The sequence below is a fragment of the Metapseudomonas otitidis genome (genome assembly GCF_011397855.1).
GTDB lineage: Bacteria > Pseudomonadota > Gammaproteobacteria > Pseudomonadales > Pseudomonadaceae > Metapseudomonas > Metapseudomonas otitidis.
In genome coordinates this window covers 4,191,681-4,213,528 of sequence record NZ_AP022642.1, presented here as the reverse complement: position 1 = coordinate 4,213,528, position 21,848 = coordinate 4,191,681, and the positions used below count along the sequence as shown (strand labels likewise).

At 49.2% G+C, this 21,848-nt stretch carries 22 protein-coding genes, 1 tRNA gene and 1 pseudogene; 21 read left to right on the top strand and 3 right to left on the bottom strand.

From position 1 onward, the window contains the following. The first annotated feature begins 88 nt into the window (after positions 1-88). The 19 genes and pseudogenes from ihfB (at position 89) to PotMrB4_RS19285 (ending at position 17,363) form a co-directional block, all read left to right on the top strand. Positions 89-370, top strand: coding sequence for an integration host factor subunit beta (gene ihfB, locus PotMrB4_RS19375; RefSeq protein WP_172434241.1), 282 nt, complete (start codon positions 89-91; stop codon positions 368-370). A gap of 480 nt (positions 371-850) precedes the next feature. Continuing rightward, positions 851-1,411 (top strand): annotated as a pseudogene (gene rfbC, locus PotMrB4_RS28310) (dTDP-4-dehydrorhamnose 3,5-epimerase); the annotation flags it as partial. Between the two features lie 9 nt (positions 1,412-1,420). Then, a complete protein-coding gene (locus tag PotMrB4_RS28305) occupies positions 1,421-1,834 on the top strand; it encodes a sugar 3,4-ketoisomerase (protein WP_172435124.1) in 414 nt (137 codons plus the stop codon). Next, complete coding sequence (locus tag PotMrB4_RS19360; RefSeq protein ID WP_172434240.1) at positions 1,821-2,495, top strand: acetyltransferase; 675 nt, start codon at positions 1,821-1,823, stop codon at positions 2,493-2,495. Before PotMrB4_RS28305 ends, PotMrB4_RS19360 begins: the two co-directional genes overlap by 14 nt. Before the next feature lie 8 nt (positions 2,496-2,503). Continuing rightward, a complete protein-coding gene (locus PotMrB4_RS19355; RefSeq protein ID WP_172434239.1) occupies positions 2,504-3,421 on the top strand; it encodes a hypothetical protein in 918 nt (305 codons plus the stop codon). A 92-nt stretch (positions 3,422-3,513) separates the two neighbouring features. Next, positions 3,514-4,353, top strand: coding sequence for a GNAT family N-acetyltransferase (locus PotMrB4_RS19350; RefSeq protein WP_232060741.1), 840 nt, complete (start codon positions 3,514-3,516; stop codon positions 4,351-4,353). Beyond that, a complete protein-coding gene (locus PotMrB4_RS19345; RefSeq protein ID WP_172434237.1) occupies positions 4,350-5,450 on the top strand; it encodes a DegT/DnrJ/EryC1/StrS family aminotransferase in 1,101 nt (366 codons plus the stop codon). The genes PotMrB4_RS19350 and PotMrB4_RS19345 overlap by 4 nt, the downstream gene beginning before the upstream one ends. 56 nt (positions 5,451-5,506) lie before the next feature. Continuing rightward, the gene (locus tag PotMrB4_RS19340; RefSeq protein WP_172434236.1) at positions 5,507-6,757 is read left to right on the top strand and encodes an O-antigen translocase; all 1,251 of its coding nucleotides are present in this window, start codon (positions 5,507-5,509) and stop codon (positions 6,755-6,757) included. After that, positions 6,757-7,716, top strand: coding sequence for a glycosyltransferase (locus PotMrB4_RS19335; RefSeq protein WP_172434235.1), 960 nt, complete (start codon positions 6,757-6,759; stop codon positions 7,714-7,716). Before PotMrB4_RS19340 ends, PotMrB4_RS19335 begins: the two co-directional genes overlap by 1 nt. A 22-nt stretch (positions 7,717-7,738) precedes the next feature. Next, complete coding sequence (locus PotMrB4_RS19330; RefSeq protein ID WP_172434234.1) at positions 7,739-8,914, top strand: hypothetical protein; 1,176 nt, start codon at positions 7,739-7,741, stop codon at positions 8,912-8,914. Further along, complete coding sequence (locus PotMrB4_RS19325; RefSeq protein WP_232060740.1) at positions 8,859-10,121, top strand: NAD-dependent epimerase/dehydratase family protein; 1,263 nt, start codon at positions 8,859-8,861, stop codon at positions 10,119-10,121. The genes PotMrB4_RS19330 and PotMrB4_RS19325 overlap by 56 nt, the downstream gene beginning before the upstream one ends. An 8-nt stretch (positions 10,122-10,129) precedes the next feature. Beyond that, positions 10,130-10,696, top strand: coding sequence for a serine O-acetyltransferase (locus PotMrB4_RS19320; RefSeq protein WP_172434233.1), 567 nt, complete (start codon positions 10,130-10,132; stop codon positions 10,694-10,696). Then, the gene (locus tag PotMrB4_RS19315; RefSeq protein WP_172434232.1) at positions 10,693-11,682 is read left to right on the top strand and encodes a CgeB family protein; all 990 of its coding nucleotides are present in this window, start codon (positions 10,693-10,695) and stop codon (positions 11,680-11,682) included. Before PotMrB4_RS19320 ends, PotMrB4_RS19315 begins: the two co-directional genes overlap by 4 nt. Further along, positions 11,679-12,611, top strand: a complete 933-nt coding sequence (locus PotMrB4_RS19310; RefSeq protein ID WP_197939494.1) for a UDP-glucose 4-epimerase family protein — start codon at positions 11,679-11,681, stop codon at positions 12,609-12,611. The genes PotMrB4_RS19315 and PotMrB4_RS19310 overlap by 4 nt, the downstream gene beginning before the upstream one ends. Continuing rightward, positions 12,595-13,146, top strand: coding sequence for a sugar transferase (locus PotMrB4_RS19305; RefSeq protein WP_172434231.1), 552 nt, complete (start codon positions 12,595-12,597; stop codon positions 13,144-13,146). Before PotMrB4_RS19310 ends, PotMrB4_RS19305 begins: the two co-directional genes overlap by 17 nt. Positions 13,147-13,242: 96 nt before the next feature. Continuing rightward, positions 13,243-15,264, top strand: coding sequence for a polysaccharide biosynthesis protein (locus PotMrB4_RS19300; RefSeq protein WP_172434230.1), 2,022 nt, complete (start codon positions 13,243-13,245; stop codon positions 15,262-15,264). A gap of 59 nt (positions 15,265-15,323) precedes the next feature. Then, the gene (locus PotMrB4_RS19295; protein ID WP_172435121.1) at positions 15,324-15,641 is read left to right on the top strand and encodes a ComEA family DNA-binding protein; all 318 of its coding nucleotides are present in this window, start codon (positions 15,324-15,326) and stop codon (positions 15,639-15,641) included. Between the two features lie 248 nt (positions 15,642-15,889). After that, a protein-coding gene (locus tag PotMrB4_RS19290; protein WP_172434229.1) for an IS3 family transposase occupies positions 15,890-17,031 on the top strand; the annotation gives its coding sequence in 2 pieces (ribosomal slippage) (positions 15,890-16,145 and positions 16,145-17,031; 1,143 coding nt in all). 146 nt (positions 17,032-17,177) lie between these two features. Continuing rightward, positions 17,178-17,363 carry a hypothetical protein gene (locus PotMrB4_RS19285; protein ID WP_172432199.1) on the top strand — a complete coding sequence of 62 codons (186 nt, stop codon included), beginning with the start codon at positions 17,178-17,180 and terminating at the stop codon, positions 17,361-17,363. A 152-nt stretch (positions 17,364-17,515) separates the two neighbouring features. Here the strand turns inward: PotMrB4_RS19285 and PotMrB4_RS19280 are convergent, their stop codons facing one another. Beyond that, positions 17,516-17,719 carry a hypothetical protein gene (locus tag PotMrB4_RS19280; protein WP_172432198.1) on the bottom strand — a complete coding sequence of 68 codons (204 nt, stop codon included), beginning with the start codon at positions 17,717-17,719 and terminating at the stop codon, positions 17,516-17,518. Between the two features lie 222 nt (positions 17,720-17,941). On the opposite strand from PotMrB4_RS19280, the gene PotMrB4_RS19275 reads away from it, so the two are divergent. Next, the gene (locus PotMrB4_RS19275; protein WP_172432197.1) at positions 17,942-18,169 is read left to right on the top strand and encodes an integrase core domain-containing protein; all 228 of its coding nucleotides are present in this window, start codon (positions 17,942-17,944) and stop codon (positions 18,167-18,169) included. Between the two features lie 133 nt (positions 18,170-18,302). Here PotMrB4_RS19275 and PotMrB4_RS19270 read toward each other — a convergent pair. Both PotMrB4_RS19270 and PotMrB4_RS19265 read right to left on the bottom strand, forming a co-directional pair. Next, positions 18,303-18,378, bottom strand: a tRNA-Asn gene (locus tag PotMrB4_RS19270). A gap of 69 nt (positions 18,379-18,447) precedes the next feature. After that, positions 18,448-19,644, bottom strand: a complete 1,197-nt coding sequence (locus PotMrB4_RS19265) for an amino acid aminotransferase (RefSeq protein WP_172434228.1) — start codon at positions 19,642-19,644, stop codon at positions 18,448-18,450. A 186-nt stretch (positions 19,645-19,830) separates the two neighbouring features. Here PotMrB4_RS19265 and uvrB point away from each other — a divergent pair, with 186 nt between their 5' ends. After that, positions 19,831-21,846, top strand: a complete 2,016-nt coding sequence (gene uvrB, locus PotMrB4_RS19260; RefSeq protein ID WP_172434227.1) for an excinuclease ABC subunit UvrB — start codon at positions 19,831-19,833, stop codon at positions 21,844-21,846. Positions 21,847-21,848 lie beyond the last annotated feature (2 nt).

The following is a 21,848-nucleotide window of genomic DNA, read 5'->3' as shown; positions in this document are numbered from 1 at the left end:
TCTGTCCCTGCAAGGCTGGTCAAAGAGCAGGTTGCGTGCTAAAACCATTCGGTGCTGATCTAGCCGCTTGATATAGAAGGGAAAAACCATGACCAAGTCGGAGTTGATCGAACGTATCGTCACCCATCAGGGGCAGCTTTCCTCTAAGGATGTGGAACTCGCTATCAAAACTATGCTAGAGCAGATGTCCCAGGCTCTAGCCACTGGTGATCGCATTGAGATAAGGGGGTTCGGCAGTTTTTCCCTGCATTTCCGTGCGCCGCGCACAGGGCGAAATCCGAAGACTGGAGAGTCGGTTCGCTTAGATGGAAAGTTTGTGCCTCATTTCAAGCCTGGCAAGGAGCTGCGGGACCGAGTGAACGATGAGTAATACATCTTATTCATTTAGGTGCTTCTCCATCGAGTGAGCTGTTTGTTACACTAGTTTCTCATGCCGGAGGCCAGTGCTGCCGACTTTGGTATAACGCAACCCGTTGAAATTTTTTATAACTGCTTAAATGTTAAAGGACTAACTGTGTGCTTTCAGTTTAATCAGTCATAGACTGCTATTTCTCAAGTGAACATGAATATAATTTCCTGTTCAGATTCGTATTTAAAAAATATTTTATTTATTTTTGAGTTTATAAGTAGTTTCCGCTCGGGGTGTTTTTTTATAAAAATATCCTTGGCTGGCTAACTAAGTGATAGTGGTTGTGTCAGAATCTTATATTGGAAGGCATTAGTTAAAGTTGTGGCTAAATTTTGCTGGTCCCTAATGTGTATTGAAAATGGATAGATTCTTAATTTTTTCCTCCAGCCTGGCTAGATAAATAATTCGGCGCTTCTGTGCCCTTTTTTAATGGTAGATTGTATGAAGCTTACTCCTGCACGCATTCCTGATGTGGTAATAATTGAGCCTAACGTTTTTGAGGACGAGCGCGGCTGGTTTTTGGAGAGTTTCAATGAACAGAGTTTTCATGCTGGGCTGATAAAGTTGGGACTTCCAATACCTCGCCCTTTTGTTCAGGACAATTATTCATGCTCTAAGAAGAATGTATTACGTGGATTGCACTACCAGGTACCTCCGCATGCCCAAGGAAAGTTAGTGCGTGTGACTCAAGGAGCTGCGTTTGATGTGGCTGTAGATATTCGCCAAGGGTCACCTACTTTTGGTCAGTGGGTGGGGGTTGAGTTGAGTGCAAGTAACTTACGGATGCTATGGATTCCAGAAGGCTTCGCACATGGTTTTCTAGCCTTGCAAGAGAATACGCATTTTTCTTATAAAACTACAAATTTTTACAATAAGAATTTTGAACGTAGCATTAAATGGGATGATCCCAATATAGCTATTGATTGGCCGTTTGTTGAAAGACCAATAGTCAATGAGAAGGACAGTGGTGCAGCTTTCTTAAGTGCACAAAAGAAAAGTCCATATCCTCTACTGAAAGAGGCTAGCAAAGTCATTTCGCTTCGTTCAATTGGTGACGATCGTGGCCGTCTGGTAGCAGTTGAGCGCGGTGGCGCAGTGCCGTTCGATATAAGGAGGGCATACTATATATATGATACCAAGTCCGAAGTCGCACGTGGCTTTCATGCTCACAGATGTCTACAGCAGTTAGCAGTATGCGTGTCAGGTAAATGCCGAATTGTTCTTGATGATGGGCGCAGTAGGGAAGAATTTTGGCTTGATTCTCCGGAAAAAGCTTTGCTTATAGAAAGCATGATTTGGCGAGAGATGCACGATTTTAGTGATGATTGTGTGTTGCTTGTTTTGGCCAGCAAAAATTATGACGAATCCGATTATATTCGTAGTTATGATCAGTTTATCAAGGAGATCAATGATGCAGAAAAATAAAAAACTGATAATTGTTGGGGCTGGCGAGTTTGCCATGATCGCATATGAGTATTTTACGCATGACTCTGAATATGAGGTCGTCGCATTTTCCGTAGAGAATGAATTTATAAAGGACTCCTCTCTGTACGATAAGCCTATCGTTCCTTTTGAGAGCATCCAAGAACACTATCCTCCAAGTGAAACTGAAGTATTTGTAGCTGTTCCAGCTTCTCAGTTGAATCGGTTGAGGACTCGCCTATATAGTGAAGCTAAAACTAAAGGATACGTCTGTGCAACATATATAAGTTCGCGTGCATTTGTTTGGCATAATTCAAAGATTGGGGATAACTGTTTTATATTCGAAAACAATACTATTCAACCTTTTGTGGAGGTTGGTAATAATGTGGTTCTTTGGAGTGGTAACCATATAGGGCATCGTAGTATTATTGAGGATAACTGCTTTTTAAGTTCGCACGTTGTGGTATCTGGCTATTGTCGGATCGGTAGTTCATCTTTCATCGGTGTAAATGCTACCATAAATGATCGCATTAACATTGCCAATGATTGTGTTATTGCTTCAGGTACTTTGGTTAATAAGGATCTACGGGTGCCTGAGCGAATATATTATGGTTCCCCTGCTCAGGAGTTACCGAAAAAAAGTGCTCTGCAGGTAAAATTTTAGAGGAAGCTATGAACTGGAGAAAATTAGGATTAGTCTTCAATCAGGATGGCTCTGTACCTTGGCGTCGAAGCTCGGCTCTTACACCCACGCCGATTTTATTAAATAGCCAAGTCATACGCGTATATGCGGGATTTCGTGATGATGAGGGCGTGAGCCGTATAGGTTATGTTGATGTAGACTCCAGCGATCCTACTCGAATTATTGAGGTCTCAAAATCACCGGTGCTAGATCGAGGGCGAGACGGCTGCTTTGATGATAATGGTGTCATATTGGGCGACGTAGTACGAGTCAAGAATGGTTTTCGTATGTACTATGTTGGCTTTCAGTTGGTAAAAAAGGCAAAATTTCTAGCATTTACTGGTCTTGCTGAAAGTTCAGATGGGGGAAATACCTTTCATAGAGTTAGTGAGGCGCCTGTACTGGATCGGTCTATTGAAGGCAATATGATTCGAGCTGTACATACTGCGATTTTTGAAAATGATGTTTGGAAAATCTGGTATGCAGTCGGAGATGACTGGGTGAATATTGGAGGAAAACCTTACCCTAAGTATAACATATGGTACAGCGAGTCCTCCGATGGGGTGAGCTTTCCTCAGAAAGGTATTTTGTGTGTTGATGTGCGTGGAGAAGAATATCGTATTGGTCGTCCCTCCGTTTATCGAACTCCTAGTGGTTATATGATGTTTTATACCAAGGGAACGGTTAGTGGAGAGGACTACTTTCCCGGGGTTGCTTATTCATCTGATGGCGTCAACTGGGAGCGAAAAGACGCGATGTTAGGGCTAACTCTTGGGCGTGAAGGGTTTGATAGCCAGCACCTTTGCTACCCACGGCTGGTTGTTGTTGGCGATCGAACATTTTGTTTTTATAACGGGAATAATATGGGTGTCGAGGGGTTTGGCGTGGCAGAGTTACTACCGGAATGAGATGTGTAGCTTATAGCGCTGAGTCTCGTAGAGACTGGGATAAGTGGGTCGAGTCTGCGCGGGCGCCTCTATTCTTATTCAAACGCGACTTCATGGAGTATCATGCGGATCGCCATGAAGACTCGTCGTTGATGTTTTATCAAGATGAATTGCTCGTAGCGGTTTTTCCTGCTTCTAAGATTAAAAATGTGTGGGTAAGTCATGGTGGCTTAACTTTTGGTGGTATGCTGTTTAGCCCGAAAGCACGTGCGAATACTGTGTTGGAAGTATTTGATGAGCTTAGAAATTATGCCCGTAAACAAGGATGTGAAAAAATAATATATAAATCCTTGCCGTATATTTTTGCTAGGCAAGGAATGCAAGAAGATTTATATGCGCTTACGCGTCTAGGGGCTGTGATAGTGCGTCGCGACTTATCTAGTGTGATTCACCTAGATAATAGACCTAAATTATCAAAAGGCAGAAAATGGCTGATCGCAAGGTCAAAGAAATTTGGCCTTGAGTCCCGCACTACTGAAAATTGGCATCAGTTTCATGCGCTGTTGAGCTCAGTATTGCAGCGGCATAATGCTGTACCGGTACATTCGGCTGATGAACTTCGTCTTTTGCACTCTCGCTTTCCAGATAATATTGAGCTGAAAACTATTAGTCATGAAGGGAAGTTGCTCGCAGGCGCTCTATTGTTTCGGTTTGGGCAAGTTACCCATACGCAGTATTTAGCAACAAGTATTGAAGGAAAGGAAATGGGGGCTCTTGATTTGCTTATTGAGTCCTGTATACAAGAAAGCGAGGCCCGAGGTGAGAAATACTTTAGCTTTGGTATATCTACGGAGAGCAATGGGCAAGTATTAAATTCTGGTCTGATAAGTCAAAAGGAAAGTTTTGGCGCTCGCGGTTTGGTTCTGGATTTTTACGAGATCATCATAAATTGATTAACTTTCTTGATTTAAAAAAGCTTAATGCAGTCTATGCATCAGAACTGCGTGAGGCCTGCGCACGCGTTATCGATTCTGGATGGTTTATTGGCGGAGAAGAGCTTGCCTCGTTCGAGCACGAGTTTGCCAGTTACTGCGGAGTTAACCACTGTGTTGGTGTCGCAAATGGTCTTGACGCATTAACCTTGACACTGCGTGCCTGGAAGGAGATGGGACGACTGCGTGAAGGGGACGAAGTTATTGTTCCCGCCAATACCTACATCGCAAGTATATTAGCGATCACGGAGAACCGCCTGAAACCGGTATTAGTTGAGCCAGATCCGGTTACATTTAATCTTTCCGCTGTAGGAGTGCAAGCTGCTTTAAGCAAGAATACCAAGGCAATTATCGCAGTTCACTTATATGGACAACTGGCGGATATGCCAGGGATCATGGCATTGGCCGATGAATACGGTTTGTTGGTACTTGAAGATGCGGCTCAGGCACACGGAGCGAGCATTGGTGGTCGTAAGGCCGGTGCCTGGGGGCACGCAGCGGGCTTCAGTTTTTACCCGGGTAAAAATCTTGGGGCTTTAGGTGATGCCGGTGCAGTTACCACTTCCGATGTTGAGCTTGCTGGTTTACTACGGGCTTTGGGCAATTATGGCAGTTATCGTAAGTATGAGAACCAATATCAGGGTGTCAACAGTCGCCTAGATGAAATTCAAGCGGCAATGCTTAAAGTAAAATTGGCTCATTTGGATGCAGAAATATCGGCCAGGCGAAAAGTTGCTAAAATTTATCGTGAAAAAATTAATTGCCTAAGTGTGCAATTGCCGAAAATTCATTTAGAGGACTCCCATGTGTGGCACTTGTTTGTTCTTCGAAGCCACAGGCGTGATGAACTTCAGAGGTTTTTGCTAGAGCAAGGGATTCAAACTTTAATTCACTATCCTGTGCCGCCTCATCAGCAGAAGGCCTATAAAACATACAATAACTTTGTGCTTCCTGTTACAGAAAAGATACACAAAGAAGTAATTAGCTTGCCCATTAGCCCTGTTATGGATAATGGTGAAGTTGAAGCTGTAATAAATGCATTGAACTCATTTTCATAGTTTTAGCGGTTGGGAGCTGAGTCTCCCTTTATGCTATTGGAATAGTTGGTTCTTACTTGAATATATTTAAAACAAGTATTCTTACTGCGATTGCGACTGGAGCCCGTTTACTCTCTGGCTTCATTGTAATGAAATTAGTTGCAATCCAGGCTGGTCCTGAAGGTGTTGCACAGCTTGGGCAGTTTATGAGTCTCACCGCCCTATTGGTAGTTTTTGCAGGGGGGGGGATTGGGCCTGGCGTCGTAAAGTATTTGGCTGAGTATAAAGTTGATAATTATAAGGTAAAGAATTTACTTCAATCAGCTTTTACTTTTACGCTAATTGCTTCTATTTTTATGTTTTTACTGGTTCTGCTTCTAAGCGAGCTTATATCAGGGTGGCTGTTTGGTAGTTTTGATTTTCAATGGCTTATAATTGTATTGGCATTTGCTCAGATATTAGTTGCTCTTCACAATCTGATCATATCAATTGTGAATGGAATGATGGACGTCAAGCGTCTAGCATTTATTCACATATGCGGAGCTGCCGTTGGTGTTCTGTTGCCGTTGCTTCTTGGCTATTTTTATAAGCTGCAGGGTATATTGTTAGCGTTCTTGCTTGCGCAAGCATCTTTGGTAATAATTAGTTTTTTTGTATATAAGAGAAGTGGTTATTTTTCGTGGTTATACATTGGCTGGTTGCTAAGAAAAGATGATTTTTATCGGCTGGCGCGTTTCTCTTTAATGACTTTGACTTCTGCATTGTTGGCTCCTCTGGTGCAGATAGCAGTAAGGAATTACTTGGCTAACAATTTTACCTGGGAGTATGTCGGTTATTGGCAGGCTGTAAGTAAAGTGTCAGAAGCATATTTGCTCTTTATTACCATGGCAATAAGTGTCTACTATCTTCCAAAGTTGTCGTCGCTTAAGCAGCGATCTGATTTACTTGCTGAAGTGAAGTCTGCGTATATTTATTTGATGCCTCTAGTGTCTCTTTTGGCACTTTCGATATATCTGTGCCGTAATATTGTTACGGCAATATTGTTTTCGGAAGATTTTGAATTTGCTAATGGCTTATATGCTCCGCAGTTAATTGGTGATGTTTTGAAGATAGCTTCATTTATCTTCTCATATATGATGCTGGCAAAGGCCATGACAAAAACTTTCATATGCTCAGAGTTATTTTTTAGTTTTATGTACTATGGGCTTGTTGTGTTTATGACCGCTCAGTATGGGTTGATTGGTGCTATGTACGCCTTTTTAGTGAACTATCTGCTTTATCTAATTTTTACTGCCATTGTCGTATTTGTTTTTGTGCGGAGAGCGTAATGACAAAAGTTAGCGTAATGATGCCTGCTTACAATGCGGAAAAATTTATTTCACAGGCTCTCGATTCTATTCTGCTACAGGATTTTCAAGATTTTCAGATCGTTGTCAGTGATGATGCTTCTACTGATGGAACGGCCGATATAGTTAGAGTATATCAAGAGAAATATCCGGATAAGATAACTGCGATATATAATTCTACCAATATTGGTATTACTGCTAATTGTAATTTGGCTTTGAGTCATTGTGTGGGCGACTATGTAGCTCTTTTTGCAGGAGACGACATAATGTTGCAAGGAAAGCTTTCTAGGCAGGTAGAGCTAATGGATAGCACTCCCAAGTGTGTCTTGTGCTATCACCCTGTTGAGATATTCGACTCTGACTCTAATCAGACTTTTTTTGTAACTAATAAGAGCTACCGTGAGGATGTTTATTCTACCACTGACCTTTTACTAAAAGGAGGGATCCCTGGCGGTTGTTCCATTATGGTTCGGAAAAGTGCCATCCCTACCGGGGGCTACGACAGTAGATTGAAGACAGTAAGCGACTGGTTGTTTTTTCTTGAGATTTCTATGAGCGGGGAGCTACATAAGCTTGACTTAGTGCTTGCTCGCTATCGCAAGCATCAAGCTGGTGCAAGCCAACTGGCATACTCGCTACTTTCCGAGTCACTATATGCACTAGATATTTTCAAGGAAAAGTACCCCAATCGTACTGAGTTGCTGGAGCTTCTCCCTCAGGCTAAAGCGCGCTATCTCGCTGGAGAGGCTTTTCGTAAGTTGGAGGTAGATCCAATTTTGGCGCTGAGGTTAGCCACCGAGGTGTTGGTATACAAACCCGCTTCAGCTAAGTATCGTATTTTATATTTTATAACTTTAGTTATTAGGTATTTCCCGGGGGGGAAATTGCTGGGTATGATGCTTTTAAGTTTTAAGTATTCATTAAAGCGGTTTTTAGGTTAGATTTCCTTGGTTCATGATTTTTATGGAAAAACAGTTTTTCGTAAGAAATAAAGAAGCAGCGGATCTGCCAATGCTATTGAGTGGGAATTCAATTCTTAAAAATATTATATTTTTGCTTTTTCTTATATCCCCTTTGCTGGCAAATATTTCTGCCTTTTCAGGAGTTTCTTGGGGAGATTTGGGGGTAATAATTTTCACCTTTTGGTTTTTGTTGCTCTGTAACACTATTAAGTGGCGGGCAATTTTTTCAGTTCTATTTGTATGTGTGTTATCGGTATTTGTCATCGCCTACTACTCTACTTTCTTTGTTGCAGGTGTTCTCCCTGTTGTTCGAATGTGTTTTTATTTTGTCTGTTTTTTTGTACTTGTTGATTTTTACAGGTTGGCTGTTCCTGCAAAATTGTTGTGTCGATGCTATCTATATATAGCAAGTATCTTTGCTGTTATGTTGGTTTTTCAGGTTTTGATTTATAAGTTTGCTGGAGTTGTTGTTGTATATATTGAAACTCCTTATGATATTGAAATTAATTCTATTAGGGCTCTGGGCGTTGATATGTATGGTATGAGGAGCGGTGGAGCTTTTAAGGAGCCTAGTTACTATGTTTTGTTTATGATTCCAGCTCTGTTGTATTCTGCTAATGATAAGAATTTTGTGCTGTGGTTTTTCTACTCGGTTAGTGTGGTTCTGTCGACGTCTGTGTTAGGGCTCTTATTTGTTGGTATAACATTTTTACGATTTTTCTCTGGGAGTAAGTTACGTAGCCTTGTGGTTGCGCTCTGCGCTCCGCTTGCTTTTCTGGCCTCTTATTCTTTAGGGCTTTTGCCTGATCGTGTGTTGGAGACGGTAGGGGGAGGGGGGAGCTTTTCAGTAAGACTTACCGAACCGTTTGTTTATATTTTCTTGAATTTTGAAAAATTCATCATTCCCGGTTTTTTAAACTTTGACTCAGGTTCAGTGGTTTGGCTGAATTCATTAAGTTATATTATTATTTTATTTGGCGCTAGTTCTTATATGTTGTTGTTTCTTGTGTTGTGGTTTTCTGGCGAGTCGACTTGGCTAGTTCTTCTTCTTCTTCTTCTAACTAATTCCTTTAGTGGGCCTTACTTTTTGGTGGTTGTTATGCTTGTCCGTATTTTGAGTAATGAACCTTCTGTGTATAGGAGAAATAGGGGGGGGCAGGTATTTTGCGGAGGCTAAGGGCTTGATGCTTGGCTTTGCGTTATTTGCAGATATGGGTTTAACTACTAAGCGTAAATTGGGGGTAATTATGTCGGAAACTATTCTTGTAACTGGTGGGGCAGGATTTATTGGGTCTCATTTGATTCCTAAGCTATTGGCCTCTGGGTATATGATTCGTGTGCTGGATTCATTGTCTTCACAGATTCATGGCGCGATTCCAAGCGGCTTGGAGTGGTTGGGTTTTAATGGTGTTGAGTTTCTGCGCGGAGATGTTACAAAGCGTGAGGATTGGGAACGCGCTTTATTAGGGGTCGATGCTATTGTACATCTTGCTGCGGAAACGGGTACAGGGCAATCTATGTATCAAGTTGCACACTATAATGAGGTTAATAGTCAAGGCACAGCTTTGATGTTTGATGTACTCGGAAAAGCAAGGAAGCATCGTGTAAAACGCGTGGTGCTTTCTTCCAGTCGCTCTGTATATGGTGAAGGTGCTTATGTACACTCTATTAGTGGCGCTCGAGTATACCCCGCCGCTCGCGGAGCTGAACAGCTTCAGAAAGGAATGTGGGAGCCTGTTTGCCCTGTTACAAAAGATGAGCTGCGGTTAGTGGCAACTCGTGAGACTGATAGTGTGTCGCCAGCGTCGATCTATGCTTCAACTAAATATGCTCAAGAGGATATTGTTCGTATTGCCTGCCAGTCAATGGGAATTAGTTATGCAATCCTGCGTCTACAGAATGTCTATGGTGAAGGGCAGTCACTGAATAATCCATATACTGGTATTCTGTCAATTTTTTCTACAAAAATTCGCCATAATCACGAGTTGCCCTTGTTCGAAGATGGTGAAGAAAGTCGAGATTTCGTACATGTCGAAGATGTGACGGACGCTTTGCATGCTGCGGTTACCTGTAAGAGTGCCCTGGACACTGTTATTAATGTTGGTAGTGGCATAGCTACATCTGTACGCGTTGTTGCGGAGGAGTTATCACGTGCCTTTAATAAGAATCCAAATGTCATTGTGACGAGGCAGTTTCGTATTGGTGATATTCGTCATAATTATGCTGACATCAACCGCTTACGAGAGTTTTTAGGGGTTACACCAAGAGTTTCACTTTCAGAAGGTTTGCAACGATTTGCTAAGTGGGTTAGTGAGCAACCGTTACCGGAAGATCAGTTGGATAAGGCTAACCAAGAACTCCGCGATCGGAAACTGATGAATTGAGGTCATCAATGACATCAGATGCACTTGGTTTTTTCACTTTGCTTGTTCTTGATGCAAAGCGCCATCGGCAGTTGTTGGGTGCCCCGGTGAATGCTTCATTACCACGGCTTTGCCTTGGCATGCTCTCACCCCGTTTTGCTCCAGTTCTGCTTTATCGCCTGTCGCAAGCTCTTCAGCGCTGTCACTTATCGCCGTTGGCCAAAGGTATGTCGCTATTGAACTTTCTTTTATTTGGAATCGAGATTGCTGTCACCTGCAAAATCGGTCCTGGTCTGTTCTTTCCGCATACTCATGGTACGGTAATTGGAGCTTATCGTATTGGTAGCAATGCTGTTATATACCAAGGTGTGACTGTCGGGGCTCGCGATCTTGATTTCACCTATGATGAGGAGCACCGGCCGGTGCTTGGTGACGACATAATACTAGGGGCTGGCTCTAAAGTATTGGGCGGTATAAATGTGGGTAATGGGGTAGTAGTTGCGGCTAACGCCGTGTTGCTTATGTCGGTACCGGATCACTGCACGGTGGGAGGAGTGCCAGCAAAAATTCTTAAGAAACGGGTTAACGAAGCGTGAGTTACTTGCTGAAAAATAAGAGAGTACTTTTTATTGCGCCTCAATTTTTTGGGTATGAACAAGAAATTCGTGCTGAGTTAGAGCGGCGTGGTGCTAAGGTTGACTTCTTGCTGGATCGCCCTTTTCAATCCGCTTTTCTCAAAGCAGTTACTCGCTGGCGACGTCAGTGGGTCATGGGTGCAGCAGAGCGCTACTACGAGCAGCATATCGATTTGAGTGGGGACTATGATTATGTATTTGTGATCAATGGTCAGACGCTGTCGGAGCGGATACTAATATTGTGGCGTCAGCGTTTCGAGCGTGCGAAGTTTTTTCTATACATGTGGGATTCCTTTGTTAATCGCAAGGATGCAGTGAGTGTTCTAGGCCTATTTGATAAGGCTTTCACGTTTGATCGGAATGATGCGCAAAAGTATAGCATTAATTTTCGGCCGTTATTCTTTTCTAAGGGCTTTGAGTCGGCCAGTAATGAGTTTCCTGAGTGGGATATAAGCTTCGTAGGCACTGCACATACAGACCGATATGCGGTTGTTTCCAAAGTGGCCCGCCGGGTGAGTGGGGTAAGGGCTTACTATTATCTTTTTCTGCAGGCTCCTTGGGTTTATTGGGTTTATCGCATAGTAAATCCTGGATTTAGTTCTGCGCGCCTTTCAGATTTTAAGTTTAAACCATTGACAAAAGCGGATGTGCAACAGATTTTTATTTCATCGCGTGCGGTTTTGGATATCGAACATCCTAAACAGACCGGTCTAACCATGCGTACTCTAGAAACCTTGGGTGCTCGTAAAAAATTAATTACTACTAATGCGCAGGTAATGTTCTATGATTTCTATCAGGATAGTAATATCTGTGTGATAGATCGTAGTGCGCCTGTTATTCCGGAGCATTTCTTGAGTACTCCTTATGTAGATATTTCTCCTGAAATCTATCAGCGCTATCGCTTGGAGGGGTGGCTAGATGAAATATTTGACGGTGAATTGGCATGAGGATTTTAGTGACTGGAGCTAGCGGCTTCATTGGGAATTTCCTATGTCGTGAGCTTGTCACACGAGGTTATAGCGTATTGGCCATGGCTCGCTCTCACTTTGAACTCGATGGAGTAGAGACGGTTCGGGCCTCACTGAGCGAGGTAGAGTTGCTCTCTGAGGTATTGCGCGAGGTAGAGTGTATTGTTCACTTGGCTGGGCTAGCCCACCAAACTGCTTCTAGTAATGTCGATCCTCTACCTGAGTTTCGAGCCATTAACTGTGATGCAACTTTAAAATTAGCGAGGCAAGCTTCAGCTGCTGGTGTTAAACGCTTTATCTTTATTAGCTCCATTGGTGTCAACGGCAATATTAATACTCGTCCGTTCAAAAGTAGCGATGAGCCCGCACCAATAGGGCCTTATGCTCAGTCGAAATGGGAAGCCGAGCAGGGACTACGGACTATCCAGCAAGAGCTAGGAATCGATTGCGTTGTCATTCGTCCACCTTTAGTTTACGGACCAGGAGCTCCAGGTAATTTTGGAAGCTTGCTTCGCTGGGTTGATAGGGGGTTACCATTACCTCTCGGAGCTGTTCACAATAAGCGCTCTCTGATAAGTGTTTACAATCTTACTGATCTCATTGCTCGCTGCATTGATCATCCCGCAGCCGCTAATCAGCTATTTTTAGCTGGCGATGGCGAGGATTTGTCTACTACAGCGCTTCTGCGAGGTGTTGCTGAAGCTATGGATAGGCCCTCTCGTCTGATACCTGTGCCCGCAGTTTTACTTGGCGTTGCCGCAAGGCTATTTGGAAAAGGAGCTATAGCCCAGCGTTTGTTAGGCTCATTGCAGGTAGATATCAGTAAAACACGAGAGGTGTTGAGTTGGAATCCCCCTGTTTCTGTTAAGGATGGCTTAAGAAGGTGCATTCGTGATCCGTCTGTTTGATGTGTTATTCGCCGTTTTGGGGTTGCTGTTTGGATTTCCTTTGCTTCTATCTATCTATGTTATAGGGTTATTTGATACAGGCTCTCCCATATTTAGGCAGCAACGCGTGGGGCGACATCAAAAACCTTTTACTTTGGTGAAGTTTCGGACCATGGAAGTGAACACTGCATCCGTTGCTAGCCATTTGGCCTCCAGTGCGTCTATCACTCGTCTTGGAGGATTTTTGCGTAGGACGAAGTTAGATGAATTGCCACAGTTATGGAATGTGCTCAAAGGGGACATGAGCTTGGTAGGACCCAGGCCGGGTCTGTTTAACCAGCAAGAGTTAATTGTTGAGCGCAGTAAGTGTGGCGTTTACGACGTACGTCCAGGAATTACTGGGCTGGCTCAGGTAAGTAACATAGATATGTCTACACCTAGGCTGCTTGCGGAAACCGATCAGCGGATGATCGGAGAGCTGTCGCTTAGGAGTTACTTCAAGTATATCTTCATGACGCTTCTTGGTCGGGGAGCAGGCGATCGTGTCCGTTCTTAGCTTTAGCTTGATGTTGAGGAACTGTATTTTTGCCGAAGGCGGGTTAGTTTTCGGATTTCTACTGCACTTCGGCTTCCAGAGATGTGAGGACTGGCAATGTTGAGAGCTGCTGATCGCCTACGTCGGCGTTTGATTGGAATGCCGAGACGCTCGAAGCGTTCTCTTCAGGTTGCAGCAGATATTGTGCTGGTTTGGTGTGCCTTGTGGTTGGCGTTCGTGGTGCGTTTGGGTGAATTGGACGCAGCCAAACCCTTCGGTGAGCATGCTTGGCTATTTATTCTAGCCCCGTTAATTTCAGTGCCAATTTTTATTCGCATGGGTATGTACCGTGCAGTAATGCGCTATTTCGGAAATGATGCACTGAAAAGTATCTTCAAGGCGATTTCGCTTTCCGCGCTGATTTTGGCGCTGGCGGTTTATTGGTATCGGGAGTCACCGGCAATAATACCTCGCTCAATGGTACTCAACTATTGGTGCCTGAGCTTGATGATGATCGGTGGCCTACGCCTTATGATGCGCCATTATTTTATGGGGCATTGGTTCTCCGCGAAGCGCCCAAATCAACTTCAGGTTCGCCAAGTTCATTTGCCTCGGGTCGCGATATATGGTGCTGGCGCGGCTGGTAACCAACTGCTCGCGGCTTTGCGGATGGGGCGTTTTTTGGTCCCTGTTGCGTTTGTCGATGACGATTCTTCAATTGCAAATCGTGTTATTGCAGGGCTTCGTGTCTATAAACCTAAGCATATAAAACAGATGATTGCTGAGACTGGCGCACAGGAAATACTTCTGGCTGTTCCTTCTGCTTCTCGCGCACGTAGAAGAGAGATTCTCGAGTTGCTAGGGGAGTACGGATTGCATGTTCGAAGTGTCCCTAGCTTTATGGACTTGGCTAGTGGGAGGGTGAAAGTCGACGACGTTCAAGAGGTCGATATTGCCGATCTTCTTGGGCGAGATCCAGTTCCACCCAAGAAAGAGATGTTCGAGCGATGTATTAGAGGTCAGGTGGTGCTGGTTACTGGAGCTGGGGGGTCAATCGGCTCTGAGTTGTCTCGGCAAATTATATCTAGTGACCCCAAGACGTTGCTGCTGTTCGAACATAGTGAGTTTAATCTCTACAGTATTCATGCAGAGTTGCTACAACGAATTGATCGGGAATCCTTACCTATAAAATTGGTACCCATATTGGGTACAATTCGTAATTCGGGTCGCCTCCTGGATATAATAAAAACTTGGCGTGTTGGTACGGTTTACCATGCTGCCGCCTATAAACATGTGCCGATGGTAGAGCATAACGTTGCAGAGGGGATACTTAATAATCTTGTTGGTACGCTTAACGTGGCGCAGGCGTCCATCCAGGCAGGTGTGACCAACTTTGTGTTGATCTCCACGGATAAGGCCGTTCGCCCTACAAATGTTATGGGCAGCACCAAGCGCTTGGCCGAAATGGTATTGCAGGCTTTGAGTCGTGAGACGGCGCCTGTAATGTTTGGAGAAAAGACTGGCGTCAACCAAGTCAACAAGACCCGCTTTACGATGGTTCGCTTCGGTAATGTGCTGGGGTCTTCCGGCTCGGTGATTCCGCTGTTTCGTGAGCAAATCAAGCGGGGCGGCCCAGTCACCGTTACTCATCCCAATATCACTCGCTACTTCATGACCATTCCGGAAGCTGCTCAGCTTGTCATCCAGGCCGGCTCGATGGGGCAGGGCGGGGATGTATTCGTGCTGGACATGGGGCAGCCCGTCAAGATTGCCGAGTTGGCGGAGAAGATGATCCATCTCTCGGGGCTCAGCGTTCATGGTGAAGAGAATCCAAATGGCGATATCGCTATCGAGTTCACAGGACTGCGCCCGGGCGAAAAGCTGTACGAGGAGTTGCTAATTGGCGATAACGTCAGTCCGACTGATCACCCTATGATCATGAGGGCGAATGAAGAGCATCTGCCTTGGGAGGCTTTCAAGACTGTCATCGAGCGCCTGCTTCAGGCGGTTGAGCATGACGATTACAGGACGGTGCGCCAGATCCTACGGGAGACTGTAAATGGATACTCTCCCGATGAGGAAATCGTTGACTGGATCCATCAAGAGCGTGGAATTGAGTCGCCTCTCTCCAGGGGCTAGCTTGGTTCGGCGGGTTTAGGAGTACCGCACCTCAAGCTAGTCACATGGAGATTTAAGTGATGATCCTCGTACGGATTCTTTCCCTGTTGTTCGTCTTCCTCGGTTTTACCGTTTCCGCCATCGCTGCGGAGACGCTATCCAAGAGCGAGCCGGCGAAAGTTGCGACCGAGCAGGTCGTTAAAAAGGTGGATATCAACAAGGCCGATGTTGCTGCGTTGCAGGGGGCGATGGTCGGAGTTGGTGAGTTGAAGGCCAAGGCAATCGTGGAGTATCGCGAAGCCAATGGTGCATTCTCATCCGTAGACGATCTGCTGCAGGTCAAGGGAATTGGCGCCAAGACGCTTGAGGCCAACCGCGATAGGCTTAGCGTCGAATAGGCGCTGACGCCCAAAGGAGGAAAGCCGGCTTTATAGTCGGCTTTTTTGTGTCTTATGTCCCGTCCTGAATAAGGTTTACACCTTCGCCCTTATTTCAGGAGAGCCCCGATGGCAGAGGGTATCGGTCGCATTCAGCGTGATTACACACAGGCTTTAAACTCGCAGTGGTCGATCAGGTCGAAGTGTAGTGGTCTACTGATCCCGGACACCCATTTAGGGCGAGAATGCTCGCCATAGAGAGGTGTCTGATGACCAAGCAACGTCGTTCCTTTACGCCCGAGTTCAAACGAGAGGCCGCTGGTCTGGTGCTCGATCAGGGCTACAGCCATATCGAACCAGCTCGCTCGCTGGGGCTGGTTGAATCGGCGCTTCGTCGCTGGGTAAAACAGCTCCAAGAGGAACGCCAGGGCGTTACCCCGAAGAGTAAGGCATTGACTCTCGAACAGCAGAAAATCCAAGAGCTGGAAGCCAGGATCGACCGACTGGAACGGGAGAAAGCGATCCTAAAAAAGGCTACCGCTTTCTTGATGTCGGACGAGTTCAATCGCACGCGCTGATAGACCAGTTGAGTGAGCGGGAGTCGGTGGAAGTGGTCTGTTCAGCCTTCGACGTGGTGCGGTCTTGCTACTACGCCCATCGTCTACGCCGCTGCCGTGTTGATGCACGCTGGGCTGCCCATCTGTTCAACCAGAGAGGCTCGGCTGGCAGCCGCAGCATTCTGGGTATGTTGCGTGAGGATGGCGTAAGCATTGGCCGCTTTCGGGGGCGCCGGTTGATGCGTGAGCTAGGTCTGGTCTGCAAGCAACCAGGCTCGCACGCTTACAAGCAGGCTACAGTTGAGCGACCAGATATCCCGAACCGGCTGAACCGCGAGTTCACTACCGAACGACCTAACCAGGTCTGGTGCGGCGACATCACCTACATCTGGGCGCAAGGTCGCTGGCATTACCTGGCGGCGGTGCTGGATCTGCATACAAGGCGAGTGATCGGCTGGGCACTTTCCGTCAAGCCGGATGCAGAGCTGGTCATCAAGGCGCTGGACATTGCCTACGAGCAACGAGGCAAACCGCAGCAGGTGCTGTTTCACTCCGATCAGGGTAGTCAGTACGCCAGCCGCCTGTTTCGGCAGCGGCTGTGGCGATATCGAATGGAGCAGAGTATGAGCCGTCGAGGTAACTGCTGGGACAACTCACCGATGGAGCGGTTGTTCCGCAGTTTGAAGTCGGAGTGGATTCCACCGACCGGTTACCTGACAGCTCAGGAGGCTCAGCGGGACATCAGTCATTACCTGATGCACCGCTACAACTGGATCAGGCCACATCAGTTCAACGATGGGGTACCGCTTGCGGTGGCCGAAGAAAAACTTAACCCACTGTCCGGGATGGGTTGACCACTACAAAGAAGGCGAAACGAGCTACAAGGAGGCTCAGGCTCGCTACGGCATCCAGGGCCGATCGACGGTGCTGTTGTGGTTACGCACATGACCGGCAGGACTGGAGTCAGGGAGCCTCCATTCGATCCGCCAGGAGCAAGCCGATGTCCGAACCCAACCTGCCACTGACGCCGGAGCCGCGCATCAAGGAGCTGGAGCAGCTGGAAGTCATGAGTCAGAAGGCCCAGTTCTTCGAGGCGGTCGTGACTGTACTGAAGAACGACTACGGCGTATCCGTTGTAAAAAAGCGTCCCGGCAAGTCCTCACGCAAAGCCGAGTCCCAGCGCTGAGCGTTAGCAGGGCTTGCCAGTCCATGGGTTTGAGTCGCCAAGCCTATTACCAGCGCAACCGCTCAGCGGACCAGTGTTCCGAGCAAGATTCGCTGATTGCCCAGGTCGTGCGTGAGGTACGGATGCGGCAGCCCCGTCTGGGGGCGCGCAAGTTACATTTTTTGCTGCAGGATCAGACCAAGACCCCGTTCCATGTGGGCCGGGATCGCCAGTTTAGGGGGTTGGCTGAGCATCGCCTGCTGGTCAAACCCAAGCGGGCGTACCACAAGGCCACCCATAGCTTTCACCGGTTCTATCGTCATCCGAATCTGCTCAAGCCAGGGCAGCAGCAGGTGTTGCCTATAGGTGGCGGACATTACCTATCTGCCGAGCCAGATCGGTCCGCTGTACCTGAGCCTGGTCACCGATGCCTATTCGCGCAAGATCGTCAGCCATCACGTCCACGACAGCCTGCATGCCGAGTCGGTGGCCCGGGCCTACGGCCAGGCGCTGTGGAACCGCACGGCGCGTGCCCTCCCATGGTGCATCACTCCGACTGAGGCATCCAGTACTGCTCGGAGCTGTACGAACGCCTGCACGTGCAGTACGGGGCAACCTGCTCGATAACCGATGGTTACGACTGTTACCAGAATGCGCTGGCTGAGCGCGTCAACGGCATTCTAAAGAACGAGTTGCTGGAGCACCCTCCCGCCGACCTCGGACAGGCGCGCCGCATGGTGCGCGAAGCCGTCGATATCTATAACCGGGAGCGGCCTCACCTGGCCCTGAAATACAAAACGCCCGATGCGGTGCATCGGGCGCTTTGAGGTCTGGAGCTTGGCCTGAAAGGTGTAAACCTATTTCAGGACTAGACACGCACTTCGTAGGGTAATGCGGGGTTGGTATGAATCGGGTGAATAAACGAAAAAGCCCCCGGCACATGCCGAGGGCTTTTGAATTTGGCTCCGCGACCTGGACTCGAACCAGGGACCCAATGATTAACAGTCATTTGCTCTACCGACTGAGCTATCGCGGAACAACGGTGCGTATCTTACTGATTAGAAAGGAGAAGTCAAGCACCTGGCTTGACCTTCTCCTGCCTTGCTCAGAGCACTTGGGTGATGGCGTGGGTGACGCTGTCCAGGTTGCTGCCGTTCAGTGCCGCTACGCAGATGCGGCCTGTGCTGACGGCGTAGATGCCGAATTCGTTCTTCAGGCGCTCGACCTGCTCGGCAGTAAGACCGGAGTAGGAGAACATGCCGCGCTGGCGAGCAACGAAGCTGAAGTCGCGTTTGGCGCCTTGGGCGGCGAGTTGTTCGACCATGGCGAGGCGCATGCTGTGGATGCGGCTGCGCATCTCGGCGAGTTCGGCTTCCCACATGGCGCGCAGTTCATTGCTGTTCAGCACGCTGGCTACCACGGTGGCACCGTGGGTCGGTGGGTTGGAATAGTTGGTGCGGATGACGCGCTTGACCTGGGACAGGACGCGGCCGGCCTCTTCCTTCGAGCTGGTGACGACAGACAGCGCGCCAACACGTTCACCGTACAGCGAGAACGACTTGGAGAAGGAGCTGGACACGAAGAACTGCAGCCCGGATTCGGCGAACAGGCGGACAGCGAAGGCGTCTTCGTCGATACCTGCACCAAAACCCTGGTAGGCGATGTCCAAGAATGGAACGTGCTCGCGCTCGCGCAGGACTTCCAGTACCGCCTTCCAGTCATCCAGTTCTAAGTCGACGCCGGTTGGGTTGTGGCAACAAGCGTGGAGGACCACGATGGAGCGCGCGGGCAGGGCTTTCAGGTCTTCCAGCAGGCCGGCGCGGTTTACGCCATGGGTAGCGGCATCGTAGTAGCGGTAGTTCTGGACCGGGAAGCCGGCGGACTCGAACAGCGCACGGTGGTTTTCCCAGCTCGGATCGCTGATGGCCACAACGGCGTTGGGCAGCAGGCGCTTGAGGAAGTCTGCGCCGGTTTTCAGCGCGCCGGTGCCGCCTACAGCCTGGGTCGTGACGACACGGCCTTCAGCCAGCAGTTGGGAGTCGGCGCCGAAGAGCAGCTTTTGCACGGCCTGGTCGTAGGCGGCAATGCCTTCGATCGGCAGGTAGCCGCGGGGCGCGTGGGCTTCGATGCGGGCTTTTTCGGCTTCGGCTACTGCGCGGAGCAGGGGGATACGGCCTTGCTCGTTGTAGTAGACGCCTACGCCGAGGTTCACCTTCGTGGGGCGGGTATCGGCGTTGAATGCTTCGTTAAGGCCCAGGATCGGGTCGCGTGGGGCCATTTCGACAGCAGAAAACAGACTCATGATGCGGCTGCTCAAGGAGAGGGAAGGGTAGGGGGCCTGAGCAACCCCGAGCGTCTGCATTGGGGTTGCGCAATCGGGCCGGTATTATAGCGGTCACGGTCGCCAGGGGCGACATCAAACGCCCGCTTTTCGCCAGTTTTGACGCCCTCTGCGCGAGGGGGTCACATCGCAAGTCCGAGGATCGCCATGTCAGACTTTCAGCTCGTCACGCGTTTCCAGCCCGCCGGCGACCAGCCCGAGGCCATCCGTCAGATGGTGGAGGGCCTGGAAGCGGGCCTTTCGCACCAGACCCTGCTGGGCGTGACCGGCTCCGGCAAGACCTTCAGCATCGCCAACGTGATCGCTCAGGTGCAGCGGCCCACTCTGGTTCTGGCGCCCAACAAGACCTTGGCAGCCCAGCTTTACGGTGAGTTCAAGGCCTTTTTTCCGAACAATTCCGTCGAGTACTTCGTCTCGTACTACGACTATTACCAGCCTGAGGCCTACGTCCCGTCCTCGGACACCTACATCGAGAAGGATGCCTCGATCAACGACCACATCGAGCAGATGCGCCTCTCGGCGACCAAGGCGCTGCTGGAACGACCGGACGCGATCATCGTGGCCACCGTGTCCTCGATCTATGGCCTCGGTGACCCCGCGTCCTACCTGAAGATGGTTCTGCACCTGGACCGTGGGGACCGCATCGACCAACGCGCCTTGCTTCGGCGCCTGGCGGACCTGCAGTACACCCGCAACGACATGGATTTCGCCCGCGCCACCTTCCGGGTGCGTGGCGATGTGATCGACATCTTCCCCGCCGAATCCGACCTGGAGGCCATCCGCGTCGAGCTGTTCGACGACGAGGTCGAGAGCCTTTCCGCGTTCGACCCGCTCACCGGCGAGGTGATCCGCAAGCTGCCCCGCTTCACGTTCTACCCCAAGAGCCACTACGTCACGCCGCGCGAGACGCTGCTCGAGGCGGTAGAGAAGATCAAGGAGGAGCTCAAGGAGCGGCTGGAGCAGTTGCGTGGCGCCAACAAGCTGCTGGAGGCCCAGCGACTGGAGCAGCGCACCCGCTTCGACCTGGAGATGATTCTCGAGCTGGGCTACTGCAACGGCATCGAGAACTACTCCCGCTACCTGTCCGGACGTGATCCCGGGCAGGCACCGCCCACCCTGTATGACTACCTCCCGCCGAATGCCCTGCTGGTGATCGACGAATCCCACGTCACCGTCCCGCAGATCGGCGCCATGTACAAAGGCGACCGTTCCCGCAAGGAAACCCTGGTGGAGTATGGCTTCCGCCTGCCGTCCGCCCTGGACAACCGCCCGATGCGCTTCGATGAATGGGAACTGATGGCGCCGCAGACCATCTTTGTCTCGGCCACGCCGGGGCCTTACGAGGGTGAGCATGCCGGTCGCGTGGTCGAGCAGGTGGTGCGCCCCACCGGCCTGGTGGACCCTGAAATCGAAGTGCGGCCGGCCGCGACCCAGGTGGACGATCTGCTCTCGGAGATCCGCAAGCGTGTCGCGCTGGACCAGCGCGTCCTGGTCACAACCCTGACCAAGCGAATGGCGGAGGACCTCACCGACTACCTGGGGGACCACGACGTTCGCGTGCGCTACCTGCACTCCGACATCGACACCGTCGAGCGGGTCGAGATCATCCGCGACCTGCGCACCGGCGCCTTTGATGTCCTGGTGGGGATCAACCTGTTGCGCGAAGGCCTGGACATGCCCGAGGTGTCGCTGGTGGCCATCCTGGACGCGGACAAGGAGGGCTTCCTGCGTTCGGAGCGCTCATTGATCCAGACCATCGGCCGCGCCGCGCGGAACCTGCACGGCCGGGCGATCCTCTATGCCGACAACGTCACGGGATCGATGCAGCGGGCAATCGACGAGACCGAGCGTCGCCGTGCCAAGCAGATCGCCTTCAACGAGGCTCACGGCATCGTGCCCAGGGGCGTCCAGAAGGACATCAAGGACATCCTCGAAGGCGCGACCGTACCAGGCGCGCGCAGCAACAAGCGCAAGGCCCAGGCCAAGGCGGCCGAAGAGAGTGCCCGCTACGAGGCCGAACTGCGCTCGCCCAGCGAGATCAACAAGCGCATCCGGCAGATGGAAGAGAAAATGCTCCAACTCGCCCGCGATCTGGAGTTCGAAGCCGCTGCGCAACTGCGGGACGAAATCCAGAAGCTGCGCGACCTGCTGCTGAAGGTCTGATC

What these genes read in the sequence shown, in the direction of transcription:
- PotMrB4_RS19320 (WP_172434233.1), top strand. Translation starts at nt 10,130, where the DNA reads ATGACATCAGATGCACTTGGTTTTTTCACTTTGCTTGTTCTTGATGCA.
- PotMrB4_RS19355 (WP_172434239.1), top strand. Translation starts at nt 2,504, where the DNA reads ATGAACTGGAGAAAATTAGGATTAGTCTTCAATCAGGATGGCTCTGTA.
- PotMrB4_RS19295 (WP_172435121.1), top strand. Translation starts at nt 15,324, where the DNA reads ATGATCCTCGTACGGATTCTTTCCCTGTTGTTCGTCTTCCTCGGTTTT.
- PotMrB4_RS19350 (WP_232060741.1), top strand. Translation starts at nt 3,514, where the DNA reads ATGGAGTATCATGCGGATCGCCATGAAGACTCGTCGTTGATGTTTTAT.
- PotMrB4_RS19280 (WP_172432198.1), bottom strand. Translation starts at nt 17,719, where the DNA reads ATGTCCGCCACCTATAGGCAACACCTGCTGCTGCCCTGGCTTGAGCAG.
- PotMrB4_RS19325 (WP_232060740.1), top strand. Translation starts at nt 8,859, where the DNA reads ATGAACCTTCTGTGTATAGGAGAAATAGGGGGGGGCAGGTATTTTGCG.
- PotMrB4_RS19265 (WP_172434228.1), bottom strand. Translation starts at nt 19,644, where the DNA reads ATGAGTCTGTTTTCTGCTGTCGAAATGGCCCCACGCGACCCGATCCTG.
- PotMrB4_RS19330 (WP_172434234.1), top strand. Translation starts at nt 7,739, where the DNA reads ATGGAAAAACAGTTTTTCGTAAGAAATAAAGAAGCAGCGGATCTGCCA.
- PotMrB4_RS19285 (WP_172432199.1), top strand. Translation starts at nt 17,178, where the DNA reads ATGTCCGAACCCAACCTGCCACTGACGCCGGAGCCGCGCATCAAGGAG.
- PotMrB4_RS19300 (WP_172434230.1), top strand. Translation starts at nt 13,243, where the DNA reads ATGTTGAGAGCTGCTGATCGCCTACGTCGGCGTTTGATTGGAATGCCG.
- PotMrB4_RS19310 (WP_197939494.1), top strand. Translation starts at nt 11,679, where the DNA reads ATGAGGATTTTAGTGACTGGAGCTAGCGGCTTCATTGGGAATTTCCTA.
- PotMrB4_RS19335 (WP_172434235.1), top strand. Translation starts at nt 6,757, where the DNA reads ATGACAAAAGTTAGCGTAATGATGCCTGCTTACAATGCGGAAAAATTT.
- ihfB (WP_172434241.1), top strand. Translation starts at nt 89, where the DNA reads ATGACCAAGTCGGAGTTGATCGAACGTATCGTCACCCATCAGGGGCAG.
- uvrB (WP_172434227.1), top strand. Translation starts at nt 19,831, where the DNA reads ATGTCAGACTTTCAGCTCGTCACGCGTTTCCAGCCCGCCGGCGACCAG.
- PotMrB4_RS19360 (WP_172434240.1), top strand. Translation starts at nt 1,821, where the DNA reads ATGCAGAAAAATAAAAAACTGATAATTGTTGGGGCTGGCGAGTTTGCC.